14 protein-coding genes and 1 tRNA gene are annotated in these 15,022 nt (G+C 41.3%); 2 read left to right on the forward strand and 13 right to left on the reverse strand.

Features of this window, described 5'->3' with window-relative positions:
- Positions 1-32: 32 nt before the first annotated feature.
- From BLS32_RS13740 to BLS32_RS13755, 4 genes are all read right to left on the reverse strand, one after another.
- Positions 33-536 (reverse strand): hypothetical protein, encoded by a 504-nt coding sequence (locus BLS32_RS13740; protein ID WP_091397034.1) that lies wholly within the window; start codon positions 534-536, stop codon positions 33-35.
- Positions 536-1,213 (reverse strand): aminoacyl-tRNA hydrolase, encoded by a 678-nt coding sequence (pth, locus tag BLS32_RS13745; protein WP_091397037.1) that lies wholly within the window; start codon positions 1,211-1,213, stop codon positions 536-538. The genes BLS32_RS13740 and pth overlap by 1 nt, the downstream gene beginning before the upstream one ends.
- 247 nt (positions 1,214-1,460) lie before the next feature.
- Positions 1,461-2,069, reverse strand: a complete 609-nt coding sequence (locus tag BLS32_RS13750) for a 50S ribosomal protein L25/general stress protein Ctc (protein WP_091397040.1) — start codon at positions 2,067-2,069, stop codon at positions 1,461-1,463.
- Between the two features lie 173 nt (positions 2,070-2,242).
- Positions 2,243-3,184 (reverse strand): ribose-phosphate pyrophosphokinase, encoded by a 942-nt coding sequence (locus BLS32_RS13755; RefSeq protein ID WP_091397043.1) that lies wholly within the window; start codon positions 3,182-3,184, stop codon positions 2,243-2,245.
- Between the two features lie 275 nt (positions 3,185-3,459).
- Between BLS32_RS13755 and BLS32_RS13760 the strand changes: the two genes are divergently transcribed.
- Together BLS32_RS13760 and BLS32_RS13765 are read left to right on the forward strand one after the other, a co-directional pair.
- Positions 3,460-3,539, forward strand: a tRNA-Leu gene (locus BLS32_RS13760).
- Positions 3,540-3,787: 248 nt separating this feature from the next.
- Positions 3,788-5,731, forward strand: a complete 1,944-nt coding sequence (locus BLS32_RS13765) for an acyltransferase family protein (RefSeq protein WP_091397046.1) — start codon at positions 3,788-3,790, stop codon at positions 5,729-5,731.
- A gap of 54 nt (positions 5,732-5,785) precedes the next feature.
- Here BLS32_RS13765 and BLS32_RS13770 read toward each other — a convergent pair whose 3' ends face one another.
- The 9 genes from BLS32_RS13770 to BLS32_RS13810 all read right to left on the reverse strand — a co-directional run bounded on the left by BLS32_RS13770 (position 5,786) and on the right by BLS32_RS13810 (position 14,825).
- Positions 5,786-6,691: a T9SS type A sorting domain-containing protein gene (locus BLS32_RS13770; RefSeq protein WP_091397050.1), complete on the reverse strand. Its 906-nt coding sequence runs from the start codon at positions 6,689-6,691 to the stop codon at positions 5,786-5,788.
- A gap of 101 nt (positions 6,692-6,792) precedes the next feature.
- A complete protein-coding gene (locus BLS32_RS13775; protein ID WP_091397053.1) occupies positions 6,793-7,236 on the reverse strand; it encodes a LexA family protein in 444 nt (147 codons plus the stop codon).
- The gene (locus BLS32_RS13780; RefSeq protein ID WP_091397056.1) at positions 7,230-8,501 is read right to left on the reverse strand and encodes a Y-family DNA polymerase; all 1,272 of its coding nucleotides are present in this window, start codon (positions 8,499-8,501) and stop codon (positions 7,230-7,232) included. Before BLS32_RS13780 ends, BLS32_RS13775 begins: the two co-directional genes overlap by 7 nt.
- A 223-nt stretch (positions 8,502-8,724) precedes the next feature.
- Positions 8,725-10,095, reverse strand: coding sequence for an NADH-quinone oxidoreductase subunit N (locus BLS32_RS13785; RefSeq protein WP_091397059.1), 1,371 nt, complete (start codon positions 10,093-10,095; stop codon positions 8,725-8,727).
- A gap of 10 nt (positions 10,096-10,105) precedes the next feature.
- The gene (locus tag BLS32_RS13790; protein WP_091397060.1) at positions 10,106-11,548 is read right to left on the reverse strand and encodes a complex I subunit 4 family protein; all 1,443 of its coding nucleotides are present in this window, start codon (positions 11,546-11,548) and stop codon (positions 10,106-10,108) included.
- 10 nt (positions 11,549-11,558) lie between these two features.
- Positions 11,559-13,445, reverse strand: coding sequence for an NADH-quinone oxidoreductase subunit L (nuoL, locus tag BLS32_RS13795; RefSeq protein ID WP_091397063.1), 1,887 nt, complete (start codon positions 13,443-13,445; stop codon positions 11,559-11,561).
- Positions 13,446-13,451: 6 nt separating this feature from the next.
- Positions 13,452-13,772: an NADH-quinone oxidoreductase subunit NuoK gene (nuoK, locus tag BLS32_RS13800; protein WP_091397066.1), complete on the reverse strand. Its 321-nt coding sequence runs from the start codon at positions 13,770-13,772 to the stop codon at positions 13,452-13,454.
- A 1-nt stretch (position 13,773) separates the two neighbouring features.
- On the reverse strand, positions 13,774-14,280 hold the full coding sequence (locus BLS32_RS13805) for an NADH-quinone oxidoreductase subunit J family protein (protein WP_091397068.1): 507 nt from the start codon (positions 14,278-14,280) through the stop codon (positions 13,774-13,776).
- Positions 14,280-14,825: a NuoI/complex I 23 kDa subunit family protein gene (locus BLS32_RS13810; protein WP_170227567.1), complete on the reverse strand. Its 546-nt coding sequence runs from the start codon at positions 14,823-14,825 to the stop codon at positions 14,280-14,282. The genes BLS32_RS13805 and BLS32_RS13810 overlap by 1 nt, the downstream gene beginning before the upstream one ends.
- Between the last annotated feature and the right edge of the window lie 197 nt (positions 14,826-15,022).

The following is a 15,022-nucleotide window of genomic DNA, read 5'->3' on the forward strand; positions in this document are numbered from 1 at the left end:
TAATGAAAGAGCCCGTAATTTACGGGCTCTTTTTATTTTATGTCAAATGTAATGGTTTTGATAAGCTGGGGAACTTCTGAAACAGTGAAACTTAAACTGGCTTTTTTATCCTGAATCGAAAGCTTTCCGGAGCCCACTTTATAATTTCCCGTTTGTCCTTTGCAGTAACAAAACCTTCCGAAGAGCATTTGTGTTTTTTGAAGATCTGCATTTTCAAAATCCTGATTTTCAAAATTGTCAAGTTCAAAAACAATTTCCTCACGATAGCCCGCATCCTGAATGTCGCCTTTTACTGTTTTTGAATAGCTATATTTGATGACTTTTTTCTGAAGATCATCTTCAAGTTTGTAATACACGCTCCCAAATTCATCAAGGTTGACCTGCATTTTTTTGTTTTCGAAAACTTCGATCCTGCAAGTTCCGGCTTTCGGGCATTCGCTTTCAAGTTGCAGCACAACTTGATTTTGACTGACGCCCGTTTTTTTAGAAGCGCAGCCTAAAAACAAAATTGCCGTACAGATCAGTAGTTTTTTCATTATTTCCCGTTGAATGAAGTCATGGTAATTTCTAATCCGGCCGTGCCAAAAGACCGGATGATTTCTGAAGCCAGTTCCAGTCTTTCCGGAAGTTTGGCTTTTTCATTGTCATCCCAGTCGGCAAGGACATAATTTACTTGCTGGCCTTTTTTGAATTCATCGCTGATGCCGAAACGAAAGCGCGTATAGTTTTGCGTATTCAAAACGAGATTGATGTTCTTGAGTCCGTTGTGGCCGCCGTCGCTGCCTTTTGGCTTGATGCGGATCGCTCCAAACGGCAAATTCAAATCATCGGTAATTACTAATAAATTTTCGAGGGGAATATTTTCCTTATCCATCCAGTATTGCACGGCTTTTCCGCTGAGGTTCATGTAGGTGTTTGGTTTCAGCAGAAAGAACGTGCGGCCTTTAAATTTGTATTCGGCCATGGCGCCAAGCTTTACGGTTTCAAAAGACAAAGATTCCTGTTTGGCTAAAAAATCCAGGATTTTAAAGCCGATATTGTGGCGTGTATTGACATATTCGGCGCCGATGTTTCCAAGTCCGGCGATTAGATATTTATTACTCACATTTTTCATATTGTTTTTTAGGTGTTCGTGAACCTCCGGTTTCATAGGATCAATGATTTCTTTGGGTTCCGAAGTTTCGGATCTGAATATTTTATGGAACCAGTTCATGCTGCAAATATAGCAGATTTTTATTTTGGAGCGAAAGGCTCTAGCCCGGATGGCAGCGGCATCCTTTATGGAGCGCAGCGGAGTAAAGATACAGCGGACAGCCGGAATAGCTCCTAGAAAAATTCGGATTAAATTTGGACAGATTGCTTCGTTGTTCCTCCTCGCAAATGATGTTCGTTCGTCGCAGTGACGCATAAAAAAAGCGCCGATCGTAAAACCGGCGCTTTTGAAATATTGTGAAAAAAAATTATTTTTTCTTTCCTTTAACAGGCGCTTTCGCTGCTTTTGCTGCTTCCTGAGCTGCTTTCATAGCCGCACGTGAGATTCTCACCTGAGCTACTACGGTGTTTTCTGGGTGCATCAATTTGTATTTGTCAGAAATTAAAGACGTTACATACATTTTGTTTCCCATTTCCATTGGCGTAATGTCGGCCTCGATAAAATCCGGAAGGTCTTTCGGCAACGCTTTTACTTTTAAACGACGTTGGTTTAAACGCAAAACACCTCCTAAAAGTACACCTGGAGACGTTCCAACTACTTTCACAGGAACTTCCATAGTGATTTCTTTGTCGTCTTTCAATTGGAAAAAGTCGATGTGCAATATTTTGTCAGACACCGGGTGAACCTGGATATCCTGCAAAACTGCATCGTAAGTTTTACCACCAAGGTCGATCACAACAGTGTGCGCGTTTGGAGTGTAAACCAAGCTTTTGAATTCTTTTTCTTCTGCTGAAAAATGCACTGGTTGACCTCCTCCGTATAACACGCAAGGAACCGCTCCAGCATTACGTACGGCTTTAGTCGCAACTTTGCCCACGCTTTCTCTTTCTGATCCTTTAATCGTAATCGATTTCATTGTAAAAATATATAGTTAATAAAAAAATACTTGTTTGGTCGAACGTCAAATGACAAATGTCGAATGACTTTCTTTGGGCGTTTCCCTGCGGGTCAGGCTTTCCGCTTTTATCTTTTGCTCCGCTGCGCTTTGCAAAAGGATAACCGCTTCAATCCTTAACGCGGGCATTTTCATTACATCAGGAACTTCCCGCTGATGGAATTGTTGTGCTGCACCATGCCCATGACTTCGGCGAAAAGCGGCGCACAACTCACTACCCTTATTTTTCTGGATTCTCTCTGTAACGGGATAGAATCGGTAACAATCAATTCACTCAACTGTGAATTTTCAATCTTTTCGTAAGCATCGCCTGATAAAATCGCGTGCGTACATATGGCTCTAACGCTTAATGCGCCTTTTTCAATCATTAAATCTGCGGCTTTTGCCAACGTGCCTCCGGTGTCGATCATGTCATCCACCAAAATCACATTCCTGCCTTTTACCTCGCCAATCAATTCCATCGTGTCGATCACATTTGCGATCTTGCGCTGCTTGTAGCAAATCACCACATCAGACTCTAAAAATTTAGAGTAGGCATAGGCTCTTTTTGAACCGCCCATATCTGGCGATGCGATCGTCAGGTTTTCGAGGTTGAGGCTTTTTACATACGGCAAGAATATTGTCGATGCGAAAAGGTGGTCTACCGGTTTTTCGAAAAAACCCTGAATCTGGTCGGCGTGCAAATCCATCGTCATGATGCGGGTTGCTCCGGCGGCGTCTAATAAATTCGCTACCAGTTTGGCCCCAATCGGCACACGTGGTTTGTCTTTCCTGTCCTGCCTTGCCCATCCGAAATACGGAATTACAGCGGTTACGTGTCTTGCTGATGCACGCTTTGCCGCGTCGATCATCAGTAACAATTCCATCAGGTTGTCGGCGCTTGGAAACGTCGAACAAATGATAAACACACGCAAACCTCTAATTGATTCTTCGTAAGAAGGCTGGAATTCTCCATCACTATATTTTGAGAACGTAACTTTTCCGAGTGGCACGCCATAATCTTTGGCGATCTTCTCGGCTAAATAGACACTTTGCGAACACGCAAATATCTTTGCTTCCGGTTCCTGGTGTGACATTTCAATGTGTTGTTTTTATCGTTGCCATCCTATCAATTTTGCCTAAAAGCGCGGTGATATAAATGCCTCGGATGTAGTTAGTTAGTTGTGTGTCGCGTTAACGAGGTGCAAATTTAGGAATAAAATCGAACTCTGAAAGGAAAATTTCGTGTATTTTTTTAGAATTTGAAATTTATTTTTTTACATTTGCACCGTGTTAAAGGATAAGCAACACTTTTAAAGTTTGCTTTTCTATTGCGATGGATCGATTGTTTTCGATTCTTCGTCTGCTAAATGCCCGGATGGCGGAATTGGTAGACGCGCTGGTCTCAAACACCTGTGGGAAACCGTACCGGTTCGACTCCGGTTCCGGGTACAAAAGCTCTTCTGAAAAGAAGGGCTTTTTTGTTTTTTACGGGACCGGGGTCAAACCTTTTTAGGTGACTCCGGTTCCGGGTACAAAAGGGCTGACGAAAAGAAGGGCTTTTTTTACGGGACCGGAGTCAAATTTTTTAGGTCGATTCCGGTTCCGGGTACAAAAGGGCTGACTAAAAGAAGGGCTTTTTGTTTTTAAGAAACCGAGTTAAATTTAGTACCATTGTATAAGTTTTAATCACACCCGAAATGACTAAATATCGCCCGGAGATAGATGGATTAAGAGCTGTCGCTGTAGTCGCAGTGGTATTGTTTCATTTGAATTCAGATTTTTTAATCGGCGGATATTATGGGGTCGACGTTTTTTTTGTAATTTCTGGTTATTTAATTACCGGAATCATTGTAAAAGACCTGGAAAATGACACGTTTAAAATGTCGAAATTCTGGATCAGGCGTGTAAAAAGATTGGTTCCGTTGCTTTTGACCGTGGTGATCATAACCATTTTAGTTTTACCCTTTTTTACGTTTAAACCCATATACAATGACATATTAAAGGATATTATTCCTGCGGTATTTTCATATTTTAATTTCCATGCCTACTTTAACTTTGGTGATTATTGGGGGCCGGCTGCTGACAAGTCGTTTTTTCTGCATACGTGGTCTTTATCGGTAGAAGAACAGTTTTACTTGTTTTATCCGTTGCTGCTTATCATTATTAAAAAGTATTTTAAGTCTTTCTTAAAGCCGCTTATTTTTATCACATTAATAAGCCTCGGATTGTTTGTCTGCTTTGTCAAATTCAAAACGCATTTGACCTTTTACATGCTTCCTTTTAGATTTTGGGAGCTTTCCGCAGGCGGAGTAATTGCTTGCCTGCCAAAGAAAAGCACTCTGAATAAAATATATAATACTGTTTTTCCGATCATTGGATTGTTACTGATTTTCATCAGCTATTTTTTTGCAGAAAAAACAATAAGTTATATCGTAGTACTTCCTGTTGTAGGCACTGCGCTAATCATTTATTTTATCAGTGTCAATGACATCACCGGAAAACTATTGAGCAGCAGCATTTTTGTACATATTGGAAAATTGTCTTATTCCTTGTATTTATGGCACTGGCCGATCATTGTATTATTCAAAAACTTAGAGTTTAGATTTTTAGGAGTAAATGAATGGTATATTTATTTATTCATCATCATCGCAACATATCTGCTGTCGGTCCTGTCTTTTAAATGGATTGAAACCAAAACAAGAAATTACCGGAACACGCCAAAGTTAGTTTTGTTGGGTGTCGGATTGTGCCTGGCGCTTATTGCTTATTACAAATCGCCGTACTTCAACATTCATTATCCATCATTATACAACCAGCAAACCTATTATCTTCAGCAGTATGATGTGTCTCCAACGCAAGTGATTTTAAAAAAAGGCAATCCTTTAATTTATAATGTCACTGTTCTTAACAGGTCATCGGCTGATAATGACGCTTTTAAAAAACAAGGTATTTTAAAAAGGATAAATGATAAAAATCCTGAAATTTTAGTGCTTGGCGATTCCCATGGGGCAATGTGGGCAAAAACGCTTGAAGAAGCATGCGGCGAATTGAAGATTTCAAGTTCCGTTTACACCACAAATGCGTCAAAGCCATTTTTTAACCTCCATGATTTGGACGATCAAGCCAGTAATGAATTTTTTACCAAAAAGGAAAGAATTGATTTCGCAAAATCGATAGTAAGCAACATTCACAAATGGAAAATAAAAATGGTGGTCATATCGTGTCGTTGGGAAGCACTTTCAGATGACAATAGGAGCGAATTTGAAAACCTGATGGTATACCTAAAAGATAAAAATATCAAAATGTTAGTGATCAATCAGCCGCCACGGATTTCCATTGTCAACAATCTGAATGTTTCCCAATATGTTTCATATCTCAAAATCGATCCCAAAAACGGATTCCATACCATTTCATTAAGTCAGGACAAAGTGATAAAAGGCAATCAATTCGTGGCGCAATTGGCAAAAAAATATTCTAATGTTATGGTATTTGATGTTTTTAGCAGGTTATACAATAAGGATCAGATGAAAATAACACATAATAAAGATGTTTTATATTTCGACGACGACCATTTAAGTGACAGCGGCACCCGATTCTTTAAGCAGGATCTAAAAAAAACAATGACAAAAGAGCTCGACTAATTTCGCCTTTTAGTAAAAAAAAGCCCCGCACAAAGCAGGGCTGGTAAACTTCTTTTAATTCTTTAAAAACTTGACCGTCTTTTCTGAATCTCCAATCATGATTTTTGCAAAATAAGTTCCTTTTGCCAAATCATCGGTATGGATCAGGGCATTTTCAGATTTTACGTTTTGCTGCAGCACCGTTTGGCCTGTAAGATTATAAATGGTAACGCTGTCAATCTGTTCGTTGTAAGAGAGATTTAGTGTTTCATTTACCGGGTTCGGGTAGTATTTTAAATCCGTTCTGTCAAAATTATTTGTTGCCAAAGTAGCAGATACCGCAATGTCATCAATAAAAAGCAACCATTGGTCTGTCGCTGAATAGCAATTAAAACCTACATAATACACTCCGGTGGTTTCTGGTGTAAAAGCAATGGTATTGGTTATTGCCGTTACATTGTTCCTTACATCCGGATGATCTGCCAAAGGCGTTGCAGACATGCTCACTGAGGCCGCTTCGTTGCCAATGTAGACTTTGAATTTCTCGATGAATGCATTACTTCCCCTGCTTCCATATTTGTAAGAAATGCTATACGATACGCCTGCGGTAAGATTTAAGCCTGCAGTGAAAAACCAGGCATTTGCCGGATTGGTAGAATGGTATTTGTATTGCATGGTTATGGTCGTAAAACCAAAGCCTGGAGCAGTAATGGTATTGAAATTATTTCCGGCTCCGGCATTTTCCAATGTCGTACAAGCAGGCATTTCAGGCGCAGCAGCAGATTCAAAATCTTCCAGATAAGGAACATCAACAGCTGCACAAGGCTCTAAAGAAATGTTTTTGGCCATTGTTGGAGCGGCCACTTGTGGGTTGGCAAGTTGATCGTGCATTTTTGCCCTGATTTCGGCATTTTGGATTTTAGATTGTGCCATTCCGGCAAGCGGAAACAACAGCATCAAACAGAGTAATTTTTTAATCATAATACATGTTATTTTAGTTCTCTATAAATATAGAAATAAAAAAGCAACACCAATTGGTTATCCGTTTTATGACGTAAAAATCCGACAAATGGGTTTTAAGATTATATTTTTTTGATGACGTAAGTCACTATGCCCCAAATCATAAACTGGTTTTCTTCTGTGACTTTTATCGGAGCATAATTCGGATTTTCAGGCATCAGCCAAAGTCCGCCTTTTTCAACGTTGATGCGCTTTACCGTAAATCCGCCTTCAATGAAACAGATGGCGATTTTGTTGTTTTCTGGTTCCAGGCTGCGATCCACGACCAAAACGTCCTTATCGTTAATTCCGGCATCGATCATCGAATGGCCTTCGACTTTAATAAAAAACGTAGCCAGCGGATTTTCACTCAGTGCTTTATTCAGGTCGATTTTTTCCTCCATAAAATCCAAGGCAGGCGATGGAAACCCGGCAGAAACACCCTGATCAAAATACGGAATCAGCAGGCCGCTTTCGTTTTCAGGCCTGAAAAACTCGAGCGTTTTTTTAGGTGTTTTATCTAACATTGGATCGTCAGGATTTGGTCAAATTGGGTCGTATATCTTGGAGAAAGCAAATTCTGCGTCATGTTCCAGGTTTTTTCATCCTGCGAACCCAAACGAATTTTTCGCCCACCGATTTTCTGGTTTACATGATCGATCGCTTTCATCAGTGCGAGATGTTTCGGATTTTCATCTTCAAACAAATTGAATTGTTTCTGGTTTTCCGGAATCAATTGCGTCACAATGACACCGGCTTTGTGAAAACGCAGTCCTTTATTTTCTGCATACAATTTTTCAAGCAACTTAATCGAAGCTTCCGAAATCGTCAAAGTCGAATGGGTTGCAAACGGCAAAGTGACCGATTGCTGAAAATACCTGCGTTCGTGTTTTTCCTGCGTTTCCATCGTACCCAACAAAACCGTAATGGTATGGCAGCACAATTTTTGCATGCGCAGTTTTTCGGCACAAACCGATGCAAATGTTGCAACACGTTCCCTAATCGGATCAAATTCGGTCAGCCTTTTCGGAAAACTTCTCGTTGTCGCAATGCTTTTTTTATCGGTAAGTTCTTCAAGTTCCAAAACTGGCTCGCCCTGCAATTCCTTGATCAGCCGCAATCCGGTCACGCCCATGTGGCTTTTGATAAATGCTTCATGCTGCAGCTGGGTAAAATCGAAAGCCGTTTTGAGTCCGCGTGCTTCGAGCTTTTTTTTCATGCGGTGACCAATGCCCCAAATGTCACCAATTTTCGTCCACTTTAAAGCCTTAATCCGTTTTTCATCCGAATCAATCACATATACGCCGATGGTTTGTTCAGGAAATTTCCGGGCAATTTTATTCGCCACTTTCGACAAAGCTTTCGTTGGCGCGACGCCTACGCAAACCGGAATGCTAACCCATTTTCTAATGCGGTTTTTGATTGCGATTCCATACGCATGAAAATCATCATCTGGAATAGTGACGCCCTGAAAATCCATAAATGCTTCGTCAATGCTGTAGACTTCAATATTCTGAGTAAACTGTCGCAGGATTTGCATCACGCGATCGCTCAAATCGCCATAGAGCGCATAATTCGACGAAAAAACCGTAATGCCTTTTTCCTTTAATTCCTGGCGCACTTTAAACTCCGGCGCAGCCATTTTGACACCGAGTTCCTTGGCTTCGTCACTTCTTGAAATGATGCAGCCGTCATTGTTTGAAAGTACCACAATAGGTTTGTTTACGAGTTCCGGCCGAAAAAGCCGCTCGCATGAAGCATAAAAATTATTACAGTCGACCAGTGCATACATGCCGTAAATTTAAGGAAATCGACAGCAGCAAAATCAGAACAAAAGTTAATTCGGAAATTCTGTTGATAAATTTTCAGGAGCTTAATCCTGCTCTCGCCTTTATCTTTGTTCGTGCCTCACAAAGGATACCGGCTCCATCAGGGCTAGGGCAACATCCTCACCGGAACATTCTCCAATAAAAAAACCACCGGGATTTCCGATGGTTTCAAATAAGAATATATTTCTAAGCGAGCAAATCCATCACCAAAGACGGGAACAATCCGAGTACAATATTCAGTACAATCGCAATGACAGCAACTGCATAATAAATCACTGGCGTTCCGGTGCGCTGCTCGTTTGGCTCTTTCGAATACATCGCTAAAATCAGTTTAAAATAGTAGCCGACACTGATGATCGAATTCACGACTGCGACAATTACCAAAACTAAATATCCGGCTTCAATCGTCTGACTGAACAAAGTCAGCTTTGCGAAAAATCCTGAGAAAATGGGAATTCCGGCCATTGATAATAAAGAGCCGGTTAATATTGCTGCCAGCAACGGATTCGTTTTTCCAAGTCCATGAAAGTTTGCGATGTCTTCATTGTCACGGTCTCTGCACACATATAAAATGACTGCAAAAGCGGCGATTCCGGCCAAGGCATACGCAGAAGCGTAATATAGCAAACTTCCGGCAGAAGTGCTCAGTGACAATAACGTCATCAGCATAAATCCGGCGTGTGAAATCCCTGAAAAAGCCAGCATTCTTTTGACGTTCGTTTGCCTCAAAGCCATGATGTTTCCAACAGTCATCGACGCGATCGAAACCACAACAATTACAATTTGGAATTGGTATGAAACATCTGCATTCATTGCAAATAACAATTTGTATAAAGTCGCCATGGCGGTTACTTTTGCAAGTGTGCTCATTGTTGCCGTTGTCAATGCAGGCGAACCTTCATAAACGTCGGGCGCCCAGAAATGGAATGGCACGGCTGCGATTTTAAAGAACATTCCGATGGTTACCAGTACGATTCCAATTGGAAACCAAACCGGCAATTCGGCAGAACGTGACAATTCGCTGATTTCGGCTACATCAAAAGTTCCCATGGCGCCGTAAATCAGGCAAATCCCGAACAAGATTATACCTGAGGCAAACGAACCCATCAGGAAATATTTCATTCCGGCTTCATTGCTTCGCAGGCTCAAACGGTTGCTGGCGGCTAGAATGTACAATGAAATAGACAAGATTTCAATCCCTAAAAAGAACATCGCTAAGTTTCCGAACGAAACCATGGCAACGGCTCCGGCCAATAAAAATATTTTGATCGCGATAAAATCGGAGATCTGCGTTTCGTGACGTGCGTAAAAATTATGGCTCAACGCTACTAAAAATGCAGTGAGTAAGATAAACAAACACGAAAACGACACCGAAAATTTATTTACGACAACCATATTGTTGTAATAACTTTCTTCCAAACCAAACTGTGAAGCGGTCAATCCCAAAATACCAAGCAAGCCCAAAACTGTAAACGGAACGATTGCTTTCCTAAGATTTAGGATTTCAAATAAAAGGCATAAAATACCTAATCCCGTAATAGCTATTAATGTAATCATCTTTGTTTGACTAGTTAGTTCGGTTGATAAATGTAAGGATGTGCTCGATGCTCGGCGTAATCAGGTCAACGATTGGTTTCGGATACAACCCGAAGAAAAACAATACGGCAACGATGGCCACCAATGAAAACCCTTCGTTGAAAGTAACATCGGCGAAAGCCTTTTTATTGGTTTCACCCAACATGACCTGCTGGAACATTTTAAGCATGTAATAAGCGCCAAGGATAATGGTCGTTCCGCCCAAAATCGCGTAACCCATATTGATTTGCGACAAGCTGAACAGTACCGTAAATTCTCCCACAAAGTTAAATGTCGAAGGCAAAGCGACCGATGCCAAAACCAAGATCATAAACAACGAGGTGAATTTTGGAGCTTGTTGCCTGATGCCGCCCATTTCGCCTATCGTTCTGGTTTGGTAACGGCGGTAAATGATATCGGCAATTAAGAACAATCCGACTACGACAAATCCGTGGGCGATCATTTGTAAAACCGCGCCGCGCAAACCGTCGAGTGTTAATGTGTAAGCTCCGGCTGCAATGAGTCCAACGTGTGCCAAAGAAGAATAAGCGAGTAATTTTTTAAGGTCGTTCTGGCGAAGCGCAACGATCGATCCGTAGATTACGCCTGCAATTCCGAGTCCGATAAAAATATTTTTGTGTTCGATTGCAGCAAAACGCCCGATAGGAAGCTGCCAGCGAATGACGCTGTACAATCCCATTTTGAGCATAATCCCCGAAAGCAGCATCGTTCCGACAGCTGGTGCTTTTTGGTACACTTTTGCCTGCCAAGTGTGAAACGGAATCAATGGGATTTTAATCGCATACGCCAAAAAGAAAGCACCGAAAATCCAGGTTTGTTCTTTTACGGTCAGTCGCATCGCATACAAATCTTCGATCAGGAAGCTTTTCGAACGTTGGTACATATAAATGAAAGCCACGAGCATGAATAACGATCCTGCAAACGTGTAAATAAAGAATTTCACTACTGCTTTTTTACGGTCTTCGGCGTCGCCATTGCCCCAGATGAGTGTGATGAAGTAAATTGGGATCAAAGCGAGTTCCCAGAAAATATAATATAAAAGTCCGTCTGCGGCAAGGAATGTTCCTGTCATTGCAAACGCCATGAATAAAATCAGCGCATAAAAACTTTTAGCATTTTTGTATTCATTTCCGAATGAAGAATAAATGATGATCGGAATTAAAGCCGAAGTCAGCAACACCATCGCAAGTGAAAGTCCGTCGCCTTTAAGTGCAAATGCTACTTTTGGTTGTGTGATCCAGGCCGACAGGAAATCGATATTCTGCCCGGCGTTGAATAAATTCAAGATATAAACTGACATTCCCAATGAAGCCAACGCGAAGACCAAAGCGACTTTTGAGGCCAGTTTGTCACCGGAAAAGTACGTTGCGAAAGCGCCGACTAAAAGTAAAATCAATAAGTAAGATACATCCATTATGTGAAAATTATTGTGCTAAAAATAAATAGGTGATCATTGCGCAAAGTCCCATGACAAAAGCAAACAGGTAAAAACCAACGTTTCCGCTCTGTAATTTTTTGCCTTGGTAGCTCATTTCGGTGGCTGCTTTTCCAAATCCGAAAACAAAGTTTGAAAGCGCCGTTTCGATATAATCCCTGAAAAATCTGGATAAGGCGTTGATTGGTTTCACGAAAATCGCTTCGTAAATTTCGTCAACATAATATTTGTTGTACAGCACTTTTGAGAAACCGCTGATTTGCGCGTCTTCTTCCGGAAGTTGGCTTTGTTTGATGTATTTCACATACGCCCAACCAATTCCGATAAAAGCACCAATTAATGCAATCGCCATTAAAGTATATTCTGTAGTTCCCAAATGGTGCGCTTCGCCCGCTTTTTCAGCAAACAACGGCGCGAGGTATTGGTTTAGCCAACTGTTTCCTGGCAAGCTGATCAATCCGCCGATCGTGGCTAAAATCGCAAGAACGATCAATGGAAAAGTAATCAAGGCCGGGCTTTCGTGCAAATGGTGTTTTTGTTCTTCAGTGCCGCGAAAATCTTTAAAGAATGTCAGATACATCAATCGGAACATATAAAAGGCAGTCATGATTGAAGCGATCGAACCAACAATGTATAACGGTAAATTGTGGTGGAAAGCCGTCATCAAAATCTCATCTTTCGACCAGAATCCAGACAATGGAAACACGCCAGAAATCGCCAGACTTGAAATCAACATCGTAATAAAAGTAACCGGCATCGCTTTTCTGAGCCCGCCCATTTTTCGCATGTCCTGCTCGCCGTGCAATGCATGAATCACTGAACCGGATCCTAAGAACAAACAAGCTTTAAAGAATGCATGCGTAATCACATGGAAAATCGCAATTTCATACGCGCCAAGCCCTAAAGCCAGAAACATTAATCCGAGTTGGGAAACCGTAGAATAGGCGAGTACCTTTTTAATATCGTTTTGAACCAATCCGATCGTTGCAGCAAGAAGTGCCGTTGCTCCACCAATTATGGCAATTACATGTTGGATGGAAGGTGCCAAATCGAATAAAAAGTTCAGTCTTGTAATCATGAAAATCCCGGCAGTAACCATTGTCGCGGCGTGGATCAACGCCGAAACAGGAGTTGGGCCGGCCATCGCATCTGGAAGCCAGGTGTAAAGCGGAATTTGCGCTGATTTTCCGCAAGCGCCAATAAACAAAGCCAAGGCAGCGAATGCAATCCAATAGGTGTTTGCACTGTTGGTTCCGCCTAAAATCGTTTCTTTTAACGAAACGAAATCCAATGTTGAAAATAAAGTTGCGATGATGAAAATTCCAATTAATAAACCTAAATCCCCAATGCGGTTCATGATAAAAGCTTTCTTCGCTGCGTCATTGTAATCCTGGTTTTTGTACCAGAATCCGATCAGTAAATAGGAGCAAAGCCCGACGCCTTCCCAGCCGATGAACATCACGAGTAAGTTGCTTCCCATAACCAAAGTGATCATGAAAAACACAAACAAATTTAAATACGCGAAAAACTTATGCATGTTCTCGTCGTCATGCATGTAACTGATCGAATACAAATGGATCAGCGAGCCGATTCCGGTTACGAACATCAGCCATAGCAACGACAATTGGTCTAATAAAAATCCGAAATCTATTTTGAAATTATTGATTGAAATCCAGTCGAATAATGAAATCTGGATTGGTTTTCCGTTTTGGTTGATCTGAAGAAAGAACATTAAAGTCACGGCGAAAGAAACCACCACAGCGCCGGTTCCGATAAATCCGGAAACCGATTTCCCAAGACTTTTCCCAAAGAACACATTGATTAAAAATCCTAAAAAAGGAGCAAGTAATAAGACTAAAGCTAAATTGGTATCCATTGAAGATTATCCTTTTAAGTTTTTTAAATTATCGATATCGATCGAACCTAAGTTTCTGAAAATCGATACCAAGATCGCAAGCCCAACCGCCACTTCGGCAGCAGCCACGGCCATCGAGAAAAATACGAAAACCTGTCCCGACGCGTCCTGATGGTACGTTGAAAAAGCAACGAACAACAAGTTTACGGCATTCAGCATGATTTCAATCGACATGAACACGATGATCGCGTTGCGTCTGTACAAAACCCCGAAAACGCCAATGCTGAAAAGGATCACCGACAGGAAAATATAATTTTCAATCCCAATCTGGTTTAAAACATTATCCATATTATTTTTTTTCTTTTTTAGACAACAATACCGTTCCGATCATCGCGGTGAGCAACAATACCGAAGCAAATTCAAACGGCACCATATATTCGTTCAGCAATACTTTTCCGAGTACTTTAATCGATTGGTAATCTTCGCCGGTTGTATCATAAGGCCCAACGATTGGTTTCGACTGGCGGAAAATCAGCATCAAAACCACACACATCAACACAAAGAAAATCGCTGCCGCCCAACGCTGGATGCGCGGTTTGTGCACTTCGTCTTCTTTGTTCAGATTCATCAGCATGACTGTAAATAAAAACAAAATCATAATTGCGCCCGAATACACAATGACGTGTACAATCGCCAGGAACTGCGCATTAAACAACAAATAATGTCCCGCAATCGAAAAGAAACAGATTACCAGATAAATCGCACTGTGAATCGGGTTTTTCGTAAAAATCGTCAAAAAGGCCGATCCCAAAGTCACAGCCGACAACACACAAAATATAATTAAAACTACTGACATTAGTTGGCGTTATTTAATTGAGCATTTTTCATAGCCTGGGTCAAAGGCATTACCAGTTTGTCTTTCCCGAAGATAAAATCCTCGCGGTCATACATCGATGGCACCAAAACTTTAGATTCGGTCAGGTAAACCGCGTCTTTCGGACACGCTTCCTCACACAATCCGCAGAAAATGCAGCGCAGCATGTTGATTTCATAGACTTTCGCATATTTCTCCTCGCGGTACAAATGTTTTTCGCTTGGCAAACGCTCGGCAGCAGTCATCGTGATCGCTTCGGCCGGACATGACAACGCACACAATCCGCAGGCGGTACAGTTCTCACGTCCCTGTTCGTCGCGCTTCAGCGAATGCTGGCCACGATACACAACGCTTCTTTCGCGCACTTCTTCCGGATATTTTATCGTCACTTTTCTCGTAAACAAATGGCTGATCGTAATCATCATTCCCTTTAAAATCGTCCACAGGTACAGGCTTTCCACAAAAGTCATCTTTTTGTTCGAAACCTCTTTTTTCCTGCCCGACAACGACATCGCTTGTATTGACATGGTAATTTGATTTTGATTTGCGATTTCAGAATAATTCGAAACGCAAATTTATTTTTATTTTTTGAAGCAGATGTTCCTGCTATTATTCAACATTCGTCCCGCTTTCCATTGCAATCTTTTTTATTTCCTTACGTCATAAAAAAGGATTTCCGCTGCAATCGGGGCTAAACCGGAACTTTATCATTCTTTCAACTCCC

This window comes from Flavobacterium noncentrifugens (assembly GCF_900100375.1).
GTDB classification, from domain to species: Bacteria; Bacteroidota; Bacteroidia; order Flavobacteriales; family Flavobacteriaceae; genus Flavobacterium; species Flavobacterium noncentrifugens.